The organism is Flavobacterium taihuense (genome assembly GCF_019351435.1).
Taxonomy (GTDB): Bacteria; Bacteroidota; Bacteroidia; order Flavobacteriales; family Flavobacteriaceae; genus Flavobacterium; species Flavobacterium taihuense.
Genome location: NZ_JAHWYN010000037.1, coordinates 1 through 11,338 on the forward strand (window position 1 = coordinate 1; position 11,338 = coordinate 11,338).

Consider the following 11,338-nt stretch of genomic DNA (forward strand, 5'->3'; position numbering starts at 1 on the left):
CTTTCTACGATTCCAATCGAAAGACTTGAGGCCTAAATGCTTTATTCTTTTAAAATCCTCAAAAAAAATATCCCGAAAATTCATTGTGCAAGAAACTCCGTAGTCTACTGCCAATTACGCATAACGTTCTGGCACTACAGCGGGTTTGGGACTAAATTAAGCCCTATTTTCGGATTAGCCAAATCATCCTAAATACAAAACCATTTTTGCATTAAGCCTATTGCCCAAATCCGTTGTAGTGGCTGTTACCTGCAGGCATTTTGTTTTAATATAGTTTGTTAAATTCTGTCACATATTCAAATCCAAACTTCCCTTTGATTGTACAAAGTTCAATTTCATCTCCTTCTTTAAAACGGTCATATCTTGTTTTACCAATTGAAAACCGTTCATCATTATTGTTAATTGATAAGTATATAAAATATTCCGTCGTCCTACCGCCACTTTTTCCTTTTCTTTGAATTTTATAATTCTTGTATGTTTTAATTCCGTCCGAAAAGCTATGATTTACAAAGCCTGTCGATGCTGATGTAAACAGGAAAAGTCCAATAAATAAACCGAAATGAACGGTATATCTTCTTTTGCTTTCGTAGTACACGCTTGGAAATTTTGTTTTAAGGATTACGGTTAAAATAATTGCGAATGTTATGCCAACGCATCCTGCTATCCAAAAGAGTTTAGTTCCATTTATAGTATTGTCAAATTTTCGTATTTCAAAAATTTGACTTAACAGTCCAACAAAAAACAAAGTGTTAGAAAAATAATAGACGAATTTGTCGAATGGTTTTGTTTTTCTTTCAGATACTATCTTAGGAGGGAAAAAATCGTCTATTATTAGTTGAGAAAGTGCAATAATTTGCAATAGTTGATACATTGCAAAAAGAAAAAATGGCAATGGTACAAGTCTAAATTCATCTTTGTTGTCAGCAAAGATTATTATTGGAATAATGCAAATTCCAATATATAAAAGTCTTTTATAAAAATCCCTTCGTATTTCAGAATTTTGGTTGAACCTAAAAGGTTTGCTCAATTTTTTATTGCTCATTTGTCTGTTTACGATTTTTCTATGCTTGCAGGTAACGTTCTGGCACTACAGCGGGTTTGGGGTTAAATTAAGTCCATTTTTCGGATTTGCCAAATCATCCCAAATACAAAACCATTTTTCCATTAAGCCCAATACCCAAATCCGTTGTAGTGGCTGTTACCAGCAGTTTTTTTCGGCTAATTGTTCGATTTTGTTTTTCTCTTTCTCATTTAGTGAATTTAACTTTAGTATAACTTCAGTTTTTGTAATTCCTTTTTCTCCAAAATTAATCTTCACAATGTTATTTTCGAAACTTATTTTGTTTGCTTTTTTTACATAAGCGAATGGAAATCTATTTGAGAATTCATTTAGTTCCGTTGTTAATATAATTGGTAATGAGAGTTGTTTTAAAAAACTATCTTTTGTAAACCCTAAAATTATCATTGCGTTTTTAGTTAAATATAAATCGCAACGATTGAATAGAAAATCTCGATTATTTAGACCGATTGTCATCGTTGAACTTTTAGTCTGTTCAACAAAAAGTTCTGTTTCTGCTTTTAAACTCTCAATCAACTTTTTATATTGTTCTTTTCGGGATTTATTTGCCGACCGAATGATAATATAAACTATCAAGATGAAAGCTGAAAATCCTATAATTGGTTCTATCATTCAATATCGTTTTTTTAAAATTGCTGGTAACGTTCTCGCGCTACAAGCAGTTTGGGGTTAAGTCAGCGTTATCTTTCGGATTTGCCAAATCTTCCAAATGCAAAACCATTTTCAAATTAAGCCAAATGCCCAAATTGCTTGTAGCGTGTGTTGGCAGTAGTTTTTTTAATTATCAATCCACCATTCAAAATTTCCTGTATCAGGTGGTATTTCATATAAATGGTCAAGTTTCCTAGCAAAAAATCTTCTTGAAAGATTTCCTTCTAGTGAGTCTTCAGAAATTCTATTTAAGTAATCTGAAAAATATTTTTTTAATTGTTTGTGCAAAATAGTCCTATCAATGCTAATTTTATTTCTTACAGTATCTTCTGAAATAAAAATTGTTTCGTCTCCTTGATATTTTGTCTTAGCATTAATAACCCAATTTCCTTTAGTTCGAGCTTCATGCATTAATCCACATCGAACATTATTATAGAATTCAGTTGCTGAAAAAGGTTGATTAATTACTTTTTCACCATGTTCTATTTTATGAAAATGATTCTCAAAAATTGATTCTGAATGAAGAAAAGGAATAAAACATTCATTTGCTATTTTGTATTCATAATTTGGTCTTTTTCCTTTTTTATTATGATTATGGATTTTTCCATATTTAAAAGAAGCAAACATTTCTATTAATGCACATTGTATTGTTAAGATTGTGAAACCTTCTCCTTTCAGTTTCATAGGTTCTTTCACACTATCAATAGGAGTCAAATAATAATTTTCAATTCTCGTTTTGAATTTTTCGATAATCTCTAACCAATTATCATCGATTCCATATGAATTGCGAACGATTTGTCTTTTCTTAATCCAAAAATCTTTTTCTAGGATTTGACTTTTCATAGTTAAAAGGCTTCTTTTTTTAAACTTGCATTTCCGCCATATTGTTTAATAATACTTAATAATGCTTTTTCAATTCTCTTTTTCATGCCACTTTTTACAAAGTCCATATTTAATCTTTGTGTTATGATATTACGTTCTGATTGTACTTCATAAGCAACATTATCTTTACCTTGAAATTCGTCATCTAGTTTCCCCTGAAAACATTTTCCTTTAGTAAAATTTAAGTGCAATTCAATCCATTTGTTGTTTAATCCTGGTGATTTATCATATGAATATTCAATACTTTTTATATATTTTAGCGCAACTTTACTCCAAGTGCCGTCATAATAATTTTCATCTTCTCTTTTCCAATGATAATAAAAGTATAAATAACCATTTTCAATATAAATATTCTCAACAATATTTATTGGATTATTTCCATAATCAACAGAATATCCATTTATGTTTTTATTTATCCAATTCTCTGTTTCTTTTTTAGTTTGACTAAAAGAACTACAGATTATAAATAAGAAAATTAAAATTAAATGCGATTTTTTCATAATACGTATTTTTAAAATTACTGCCAACGTCCCCGCGCTACAAGCAGTTTGGGACTAAATTAAGCCCATTATTCGGATTTGCCAAATCTTTCAAATACAAAACCATATTTAAATTAAGCCTAATACCCAAATTGCTTGTAGCGTGTGTTACTGGCTGGTTATTTTGTCGAAATTACAATTTAAGCGCAAATTTTTCACGCTTCTGTTGGCTAAATCCAACTTTCAAGTTTCTGTTTTTTAGCTTGTAATTTTCGGCGTATTATTTTCAATTAGTCACTTTTTATTTTCCGCACAAAACTTTTCAAGTTTCTGCTTTTCAAGTTTCTGCTGGGAAGTTTCAACTTTCAAGTTTCTGCTTTTCAGATTCCAATTTTCAAGTTTCTGTTGGCAAGTTTCTATTTTCACTCTTTCGCTTTTCAGGTTTCAACTTTTCAAGTTTCCGTTGGCGATCCCAACTTTCACGCTTCTGCTTTTTAAGTTTCTGCGAGTTGCAAACTTTAATCCAAATCGAAATTATCTGCGTAATTTCGGCATAACTAGCCAGTAACGTTCCCGCGCTAAAAGCAGTTTGGGACTAAATTAAGCCCTATTTTCGGATTAGCCAAATCTTTCTGATACAAAACCAACTTCAAATTGAGCCAGATACCCAAATTGCTTGTAGCGTGTGTTAGCAGGCGTAGTGACACGCAATATGAGAACTTCCAATTATCGATTATAATAATCCATTCCAATTGCGAATGAATTGACATTTTCAAAATCCGTTCTCTAAACACAAGAAAAGGGCTAAATCTTCGGCTACAGCATAAGTTGTTGAAATACGATATAAAATCGACGAAAAAAATCTACAAAGTTAAGCCACAAGAAACTCGATTTTCAAAATCCATTCAGAAACTCGATTTCAAAAATCCGTTTCAATTGCGTTTAGTTTGTCAGCAGTTTAAACGCAAGATTAGTTTCTGTTTTATTGTTTTTTATAACGTAAATTTCTCTATTCCAAGGAGCTATGACTGCTAACGTCCCCGCGCTACAAGCAGTTTGGGACTAAATTAAGCCCATTATTCGGATTTGCCAAATCTTCCAAATACAAACCAATTTTTCAATTAAGCCAAATCCCCAAATTGCTTGTAGCGTGTGTTACTGGTGGCTTGTTTTGTCGAAATTACAATTGAACAGTAAACTTTTCACGCTTCTGTTGGCAAAATCCAACTTTTCAAGTTTCTGTTTTTAGCTCGTAATTTTCGGCTTATTATTTTCAATTATTCACTTTTCTATTTATAAATTCTGAGCAAAAAAATCCAGATTCTGCTTTTCAAGTTTCTGTTGGCAAATTCCAATTTTCACGCTTTTAATTTTCGGTTCGCAACTTTGGGTGCAATGTTTTTCACATTTCTGTTTTTCAAGTTTCTGCTGGCAAGTTCCAATTTTCACGCTTCTGCTTTGTAAATTTTCTGCGTAAACAAATGCTTATTTTCTAATTGTTTTTATGTGCGTAATTTCGGCACAAGTCACCAGTAACGTTCTCGCGCTACAAGCAGTTTGGGATTAAGGAAACCAAATCTTCGGATAAACACAAATTTATCTGACACAAGACCAACTTAAAATTAAGCCTAAAACCCAAATTGCTTGTAGCGTGTGTTAGCGGTTCGGCTTTTTAGGTTTCAATGGTTACCATTCAACATCCTCAATTTCACTTTCGTTAACATCAAAAATTCCTAAATACTCATCCGTTTCAACATTTATAAGTCTGAAAAGTAAATAATCTTTTTCTGGAAACCTTTCTTTTCTGTAATACGGGTCAACAGTTGGTTTGTAAGGTTCTGTTTTGGTAGCGATAATTATACATTTTAAGCTACCGTAAAAAACTCTTTGATTTACCTTATATTTTATTTGATTATTCTGCATAGTTTACAGTTGGTTTTTTTCTGCTTTTTATACTTTTTTCGCCTTCAGCATTGTCTATTATTTCAAAACTTATACCGCCAAAATGTGGAGATTGTCTTAAATAGTATGTTTTGCCTTTTTTAACATTAATTCTAAAAACGTCCTCGCCTGACGCAGAACCTAAAGTTGTTCCATTATGAACGTGTTGAGTATTTCCAATTATGTACATTCCTTCTTCTACATCCCAACACAAATAACTTCCATTTGCAGTATTTCCAACTAGAACATCATTACAATAAATTGCTGTTTTAACAGCCGAACCAACAAACGCAGGTTTAATTACATAAATTCTACCCTTGTTATCTTCAATCGGTTTGTTGTGTGAAAATGAGACAAATTGTTTTGTTGGCGCACAACTACTTATTAAAATAGTTACTAAAATAATTGATAATATTTTTTTCATTTTTCTAAATTTGTATTTTTAATAATCTTCTTTTATGGTTACGGTATATTTTGTTGAGGATTGAATTTTAAGAACTAAAACTTTAGAACTCCAAAAAAAGTCGTGTTTTACCGTTCCTCCATTATAATCTGTTGTATAACAAGTATCTTTTCCTCCACTACAATACTCAACTTTTACATAAAATACATTGTTTGATATTCTTCGAACTACAGGATTATCGTACTCTTCGTCTGCATTATAAAATTCATAATAATCAGCTATTAGTTCTAAAGCCTTTTCTTCTGTATATTTAATGCTACTACTTTTTGCAGTAGTTTTCTTTTTTGTGTTTTGAGAATTTGCAAAATTTGAAGTTAAAAGAACCAAAACTATTAAAATTATTTTTTTCATTTTTAATGTCTTTTGAATTTAGATTAAGGTTCTAAAGTTAATATGTAATTTACTCCATTTGCTGTTAAAGTTAACTTATCTCCGTTTATTGTAAATGGATAAGTCATATTTTCTTTAAATACTAAAGGTGAAGTTGGTGTTGGACTTCCTGGTGTTTTTGGTCCAATCAAAATAGTTCCATTTGGTTTGCTGTATGTGTAAATAATTTTGTTACTAAAAGAACCTTGAGTTATAAGGCTACTTGTTGTATTACTGGTAAATGGATTGTTTAATAAACCAAAATATACATAACATTCAGTTATTCCGTTTGCGTTTTTTAACGCATAATCACTTGGATACAAAGTTTCTGGTGCATTTGTAGTTGCAGGAGAATCTGAATCAGATTTTGAACAAGAAAATGTTGTTAATGTGATAAGTGAAATTAAAATGAGTTTAATTTTTTTCATTTTTTTTAAATTTATTTCGCTTACTCTATTCGGTTTTCAGCTTTCCCCGTCTGCGGTTCGTTTTTCGAAGCTGACCGCTAACGTTCCCGCGCTACACGCAGTTTGGGACTAAATTAAGCCCATTATTCGGATTAGCCAAATCTTCCAAATACAAAACCAATTTCAAATTAAGCCTAATACCCAAATTGCTTGTAGCGTGTGTTGGCGGTAGTTCTTATTCTTTATAATAATTACTTTCGTGTCTTAAATAAACCAAATTTCGTAAGTGTTTCATTTTATTTGGATATGGAATACGCATAATAATTTCTTCTAAACCATAATCATTATAATCCGCGATTACTTCGCCTGAAGCCATACTTGCAAGTTCAAAATCGTCTTCAGTTGCTTCGGTGTCAAATATGCATTGCCAAATAATTATTTTTCCACGTAATTCAGTTGACACTGAACGAAGAGAAGGCGTAATTTCTCCCAATAAAGCTCGCATACTACTTAACATTAGATTTAAATCTTCTTCTGTTTTAATGATATCAGACATTTTATAAATAATTTTAGTTAATCGATAGATTATTAATCTCTCGATAAAAAGAAACAAATTCCGAATCTTGCTGAGATAATTTGTTGTTGTCGCTTTTACTTGTTCGGTTACTGCGTTACCGCCATCTTATATTTGGCGGTAGTTATTTATTCATTTGTTCATAAAACATCTAAATACCCAATTACACGGAGTATAATGTTGAACGAATTGAGTGAAATACGCATATAAAGTAATGGAAAGTAAAACCCACAAAAAAAAGATGAGGAATAAATATAATCTTGTAAACAGCTTGCTATATTTTAATTTAATAGCACTTTTTATTAATAGAATAGAAGTAAATGTAGCTGCCAAATAGTAATTTTCAACATAGCAAACATCACTTCTATAGTAAAGAGCTGCAATAAATATCAACGGAATTATTATTAAAATTATTTTCTTTTTTTTCGCAGAGCTCATCGTTATTGTATTTTAAGTGTAAATCTTTTTTTTTATTAAAGTCTCTTTAATGTTCTGAAAATAATTATTTACAATTTATGCTTTTCTAATATTCATCCACGCATTTATTTTCTTCCGTTTGCTGAAAGATTCGATTTAAGTGTAAATATGTCGCAATTACCGCCAACGTCTTGGCACTACAGCGGGTTTGGGGTTAAATTAAGCCTATTCTTCGGATTTGCCAAATCATCCAAATACAAAACCATTTTTCCATTAAGCCAATTGCCCAAATCCGTTGTAGTGGCTGTTAGGGTGTGTAGCTTGACGATTGCTGAGCACGAACGAATTGTCATTCCAATTATCGATTCCAATTGCGGAAGTTTTTCCGCTTTTCGATTTCCGTTCCAATTAGTTTCTGCTTTTTGGAGACAAAGATTGAAAAAACGATAATTAAACCTCAAAAAAAATCGTCAAAAAAATTCCGTTCTCGATTGTCCAAAAAGCGTTTCACGTTCGTTTGTCCACAACAATTAAGCTTCAGATTTCGTTTTCAATTTCGGTTCAGATTTCGCCGGCTCGGTTTCTGCTTCGTTTTGTATTTTCCGAACCAAAGCTTCTGATTAAAATCGACTGTTGATCGTCAACAGCTATACACCCTAACGTCCCCGCGCTACAAGCAGTTTGGGACTAAATTAAGCCCATTTTTCGGATTTGCCAAATCTTCCAAATACAAAACCATTTTTAAATTAAACCAAATCCCCAAATTGCTTGTAGCGTGTGTTAGTGGCTGGCTTCATTTTCGGCTTTAATTACTTTTTTCAGATTTTAAATGCAATGTTTCCCCTTGAATTGTTTTGTATTCTTCAATTGTAATTCTTGAGCCAAGATTAACAATAATTTCTTGTATTTGTCCTGAGGTTAATTTTAACGAATCAATTTTTAACTCGCCATATGTGTTATCATGAAATAAAAGAGAATAATTAGCAGGTTTTAAATAAATACTATAATAACCAAAATCATCTGTTTTCAGCAAATCGAGTTCAAACTTAAAAGTTTCGCGCAATTCTAAATTTGCAATTGTTATCCTTGTTAATTCAATTTCTCTGTTTTTATCATCTATAAATTTAAACTTAATTAAAGCTGGAATGGTATCTGCTATTCCAATTGTTTTGTTCGAAACTATTTTTGCAGGAATGTCTTTTCTTTCTTTCGCAAAACCATTAATCACGGTTTTAGTTGTGTCTTTTTGTGAAAAACAAACCAAGGGAAGTGTTAGAATAACAATTACTATAATTGATTTAAGCTGTTTAATTATCATGTAATTCATCTTCTGTTTTTAAGTTGCTTGCCACTAACGTTCTGGTACTACAGTGGGTTTGGGACTAAATTAAGCCCTATTTTCGGATTTGCCAAATCATCCCAAATACAAAACCAACTTTCCATTAAGCCAATTACCCAAATCCGTTGTAGTAGCTGTTATAAGCCGTTTATATTTTTCTCTCCAATATTCCAATACAAAATTTTACTTTTTGAATTGTTTTTGGCTAAATAAAAATGCTCAAATTTTACTAATTCTAAACTGTCAAATTTTATACTGTTTGTGTTTTCAATCCAATTAGGGCGAAGTTTTTCTATCGCCAGTAATTTTCTTCTTAGTGATTTTTTATCAACTTTCTCACCAACCAAAAATATTGAATCGTATTTTTTATGGTTTGTGTAATTAAAACTTCCGAAAACTGTATGTGAGCTTAAGTAGGAGCGGTTTTTCAAATTTGTTGCGTCAGGAAAAATAATTTCTGGAAACCAACCCTTATTTCTTTGATTTGCCTTCGAAAATTCTGCATAAGAATCATAATTCTGATCGTAAGCTTCAGAACAAGAAATTAATGTTAGGAAAATTAATGTTAGAAAATATTTTTTCATGTTCGTTGTAGTAGCTGTTATAAGCTGTTTTTATTTCCGTTATGTTTGGAATTCTATACTTTCTGTTGGAGAAATTTCTATTGAATATTTTCCATTTTCTAAATTTTTTCCTTTCCAAACGTTCCAGGAAGAATTGTTTCGGTTTATTTCTGTTACAGTTGAATTTATAAAATCAAGATAAATCAAAGTTGTTTTTGGCCATGAATCCTTGTTGTCAAACATTCTGAGAAAAGCACCATTTTCTGTAGAATAAATAAAGTTTCCAAAAAAATGTCCTTCTAATTTTTGGTTGACATTTTCAACATTAGTTTTTAAACTATAGATTTTTACAATTCCATCAAACGCAGTTTCGTTTTCAAGTTTGCGTTCAAAAGAAACAGAATCAATTTCTGTCCAAATCTGATATATTTCTGATGTATAGTTTAGTTTCATAAATGGCTTATAACGTTCTCGCGCTACAGCGGGTTTGGGACTAAATTAAGCCTATTCTTCGGATTTGCCAAATCATCCCAAATACAAAACCATTTCCAAATTAAGCCAATTGCCCAAATCCGTTGTAGCGTGTGTTATGCGGGGGTTGTTTCTAGCTGATATTCCTATTAATAATCGATTTTCAGCCTATTTTTGGCAGGTACAAAACCCAATTCTTGCCCAAATCTCAGTTAAATTTCATTCCCTTTTTTCGTTTCAATTTCACAATCAAAACGATTGTCTATTTTTATTCTCAATGAAACTTCAATATTTAAGTTTCAGTTTTTGCAACAATTTAAAACTCCAATTTTTAAGTTCTGCTTTTCAGATTCAGTTTGGAAACTCCGAAATTCAAGTTTGCTTTTCAAGTTTCTGCTTTTTCATATTCATTTTAGAAACTCCAATTTTCAAGTTTTCGCTTTTCAAGTTTCCAATTAAAAATCCAATTTTCAAGTTTCTGGATTTCGATTGTCTGCGCAACTAAATGCTTTTTTGAAAACGTGATTTTAACTGAAATCCTGTCATTTTCTTTCAACTCCCGCATAACGTTCTGGTACTACAGTGGGTTTGGGACTAAATTAAGCCCTATTTTCGGATTTGCCAAATCATCCCAAATACAAAACCAACTTTCCATTAAGCCAATTACCCAAATCCGTTGTAGTAGCTGTTATAAGCCGTTTATATTTTTCTCTCCAATATTCCAATACAAAATTTTACTTTTTGAATTGTTTTTGGCTAAATAAAAATGCTCAAATTTTACTAATTCTAAACTGTCAAATTTTATACTGTTTGTGTTTTCAATCCAATTAGGGCGAAGTTTTTCTATCGCCAGTAATTTTCTTCTTAGTGATTTTTTATCAACTTTCTCACCAACCAAAAATATTGAATCGTATTTTTTATGGTTTGTGTAATTAAAACTTCCGAAAACTGTATGTGAGCTTAAGTAGGAGCGGTTTTTCAAATTTGTTGCGTCAGGAAAAATAATTTCTGGAAACCAACCCTTATTTCTTTGATTTGCCTTCGAAAATTCTGCATAAGAATCATAATTCTGATCGTAAGCTTCAGAACAAGAAATTAATGTTAGGAAAATTAATGTTAGAAAATATTTTTTCATGTTCGTTGTAGTAGCTGTTATAAGCTGTTTTTATTTCCGTTATGTTTGGAATTCTATACTTTCTGTTGGAGAAATTTCTATTGAATATTTTCCATTTTCTAAATTTTTTCCTTTCCAAACGTTCCAGGAAGAATTGTTTCGGTTTATTTCTGTTACAGTTGAATTTATAAAATCAAGATAAATCAAAGTTGTTTTTGGCCATGAATCCTTGTTGTCAAACATTCTGAGAAAAGCACCATTTTCTGTAGAATAAATAAAGTTTCCAAAAAAATGTCCTTCTAATTTTTGGTTGACATTTTCAACATTAGTTTTTAAACTATAGATTTTTACAATTCCATCAAACGCAGTTTCGTTTTCAAGTTTGCGTTCAAAAGAAACAGAATCAATTTCTGTCCAAATCTGATATATTTCTGATGTATAGTTTAGTTTCATAAATGGCTTATAACGTTCTCGCGCTACAAGCAGTTTGGGACTAAATTAAGCCCTATTTTCGGATTTGCCAAATCTTCCAAATACAAAACCATTTTCAAATTAAGCCTAAAACCCAAATTGCTTGTAGCGTGTGTTAG

Annotated in this window: 15 protein-coding genes; 1 reads left to right on the forward strand and 14 read right to left on the reverse strand. The window is 31.2% G+C overall.

Annotation, left to right across the window (positions count from 1 at the left end; genetic code table 11):
* Positions 1–265: 265 nt before the first annotated feature.
* The 9 genes from KZH69_RS19870 to KZH69_RS19910 form a co-directional block, all read right to left on the reverse strand.
* Positions 266–1,042, reverse strand: a complete 777-nt coding sequence (locus KZH69_RS19870) for a hypothetical protein (protein ID WP_219319214.1) — start codon at positions 1,040–1,042, stop codon at positions 266–268.
* 156 nt (positions 1,043–1,198) lie between these two features.
* Positions 1,199–1,690: a hypothetical protein gene (locus KZH69_RS19875; RefSeq protein WP_219319215.1), complete on the reverse strand. Its 492-nt coding sequence runs from the start codon at positions 1,688–1,690 to the stop codon at positions 1,199–1,201.
* A gap of 165 nt (positions 1,691–1,855) precedes the next feature.
* On the reverse strand, positions 1,856–2,572 hold the full coding sequence (locus tag KZH69_RS19880; protein WP_219319216.1) for a hypothetical protein: 717 nt from the start codon (positions 2,570–2,572) through the stop codon (positions 1,856–1,858).
* Positions 2,573–2,574: 2 nt separating this feature from the next.
* Positions 2,575–3,111, reverse strand: a complete 537-nt coding sequence (locus KZH69_RS19885) for a hypothetical protein (RefSeq protein ID WP_219319217.1) — start codon at positions 3,109–3,111, stop codon at positions 2,575–2,577.
* 1,665 nt (positions 3,112–4,776) lie between these two features.
* Positions 4,777–5,013: a hypothetical protein gene (locus KZH69_RS19890; protein WP_219319218.1), complete on the reverse strand. Its 237-nt coding sequence runs from the start codon at positions 5,011–5,013 to the stop codon at positions 4,777–4,779.
* Positions 5,003–5,455, reverse strand: a complete 453-nt coding sequence (locus KZH69_RS19895) for a DUF2846 domain-containing protein (protein WP_219319219.1) — start codon at positions 5,453–5,455, stop codon at positions 5,003–5,005. Before KZH69_RS19895 ends, KZH69_RS19890 begins: the two co-directional genes overlap by 11 nt.
* Before the next feature lie 18 nt (positions 5,456–5,473).
* Positions 5,474–5,845: a hypothetical protein gene (locus KZH69_RS19900; RefSeq protein ID WP_219319220.1), complete on the reverse strand. Its 372-nt coding sequence runs from the start codon at positions 5,843–5,845 to the stop codon at positions 5,474–5,476.
* 23 nt (positions 5,846–5,868) lie between these two features.
* Positions 5,869–6,291 (reverse strand): hypothetical protein, encoded by a 423-nt coding sequence (locus tag KZH69_RS19905; RefSeq protein ID WP_219319221.1) that lies wholly within the window; start codon positions 6,289–6,291, stop codon positions 5,869–5,871.
* Between the two features lie 214 nt (positions 6,292–6,505).
* Entirely contained in the window at positions 6,506–6,826 is a 321-nt protein-coding gene (locus tag KZH69_RS19910; protein WP_219319222.1) for a MafI2 family immunity protein, read from the reverse strand.
* Between the two features lie 603 nt (positions 6,827–7,429).
* Between KZH69_RS19910 and KZH69_RS19915 the strand changes: the two genes are divergently transcribed.
* A complete protein-coding gene (locus KZH69_RS19915) occupies positions 7,430–7,711 on the forward strand; it encodes a hypothetical protein (protein ID WP_219319223.1) in 282 nt (93 codons plus the stop codon).
* 355 nt (positions 7,712–8,066) lie between these two features.
* On the opposite strand, the gene KZH69_RS19920 is transcribed toward KZH69_RS19915, so the two are convergent.
* The 5 genes from KZH69_RS19920 to KZH69_RS19940 all read right to left on the reverse strand — a co-directional run bounded on the left by KZH69_RS19920 (position 8,067) and on the right by KZH69_RS19940 (position 11,201).
* On the reverse strand, positions 8,067–8,588 hold the full coding sequence (locus KZH69_RS19920; RefSeq protein WP_219319224.1) for a hypothetical protein: 522 nt from the start codon (positions 8,586–8,588) through the stop codon (positions 8,067–8,069).
* A 149-nt stretch (positions 8,589–8,737) separates the two neighbouring features.
* Positions 8,738–9,184, reverse strand: coding sequence for a YbbD-related protein (locus tag KZH69_RS19925; protein ID WP_219319225.1), 447 nt, complete (start codon positions 9,182–9,184; stop codon positions 8,738–8,740).
* Positions 9,185–9,223: 39 nt separating this feature from the next.
* Complete coding sequence (locus KZH69_RS19930) at positions 9,224–9,616, reverse strand: hypothetical protein (RefSeq protein WP_219319226.1); 393 nt, start codon at positions 9,614–9,616, stop codon at positions 9,224–9,226.
* 706 nt (positions 9,617–10,322) lie between these two features.
* Positions 10,323–10,769 (reverse strand): YbbD-related protein, encoded by a 447-nt coding sequence (locus KZH69_RS19935; RefSeq protein WP_219319225.1) that lies wholly within the window; start codon positions 10,767–10,769, stop codon positions 10,323–10,325.
* Positions 10,770–10,808: 39 nt separating this feature from the next.
* Positions 10,809–11,201, reverse strand: coding sequence for a hypothetical protein (locus KZH69_RS19940; RefSeq protein ID WP_219319226.1), 393 nt, complete (start codon positions 11,199–11,201; stop codon positions 10,809–10,811).
* Positions 11,202–11,338: the final 137 nt, after the last annotated feature.

Bases quoted from the DNA above. Each gene is read 5' to 3' on its own strand.
- KZH69_RS19895 (WP_219319219.1), bottom strand. From the start codon at position 5,455: ATGAAAAAAATATTATCAATTATTTTAGTAACTATTTTAATAAGTAGT.
- KZH69_RS19920 (WP_219319224.1), bottom strand. From the start codon at position 8,588: ATGAATTACATGATAATTAAACAGCTTAAATCAATTATAGTAATTGTT.
- KZH69_RS19880 (WP_219319216.1), bottom strand. From the start codon at position 2,572: ATGAAAAGTCAAATCCTAGAAAAAGATTTTTGGATTAAGAAAAGACAA.
- KZH69_RS19925 (WP_219319225.1), bottom strand. From the start codon at position 9,184: ATGAAAAAATATTTTCTAACATTAATTTTCCTAACATTAATTTCTTGT.
- KZH69_RS19915 (WP_219319223.1), top strand. From the start codon at position 7,430: ATGTCGCAATTACCGCCAACGTCTTGGCACTACAGCGGGTTTGGGGTT.
- KZH69_RS19875 (WP_219319215.1), bottom strand. From the start codon at position 1,690: ATGATAGAACCAATTATAGGATTTTCAGCTTTCATCTTGATAGTTTAT.
- KZH69_RS19870 (WP_219319214.1), bottom strand. From the start codon at position 1,042: ATGAGCAATAAAAAATTGAGCAAACCTTTTAGGTTCAACCAAAATTCT.
- KZH69_RS19940 (WP_219319226.1), bottom strand. From the start codon at position 11,201: ATGAAACTAAACTATACATCAGAAATATATCAGATTTGGACAGAAATT.
- KZH69_RS19930 (WP_219319226.1), bottom strand. From the start codon at position 9,616: ATGAAACTAAACTATACATCAGAAATATATCAGATTTGGACAGAAATT.
- KZH69_RS19910 (WP_219319222.1), bottom strand. From the start codon at position 6,826: ATGTCTGATATCATTAAAACAGAAGAAGATTTAAATCTAATGTTAAGT.
- KZH69_RS19935 (WP_219319225.1), bottom strand. From the start codon at position 10,769: ATGAAAAAATATTTTCTAACATTAATTTTCCTAACATTAATTTCTTGT.
- KZH69_RS19885 (WP_219319217.1), bottom strand. From the start codon at position 3,111: ATGAAAAAATCGCATTTAATTTTAATTTTCTTATTTATAATCTGTAGT.
- KZH69_RS19890 (WP_219319218.1), bottom strand. From the start codon at position 5,013: ATGCAGAATAATCAAATAAAATATAAGGTAAATCAAAGAGTTTTTTAC.
- KZH69_RS19900 (WP_219319220.1), bottom strand. From the start codon at position 5,845: ATGAAAAAAATAATTTTAATAGTTTTGGTTCTTTTAACTTCAAATTTT.
- KZH69_RS19905 (WP_219319221.1), bottom strand. From the start codon at position 6,291: ATGAAAAAAATTAAACTCATTTTAATTTCACTTATCACATTAACAACA.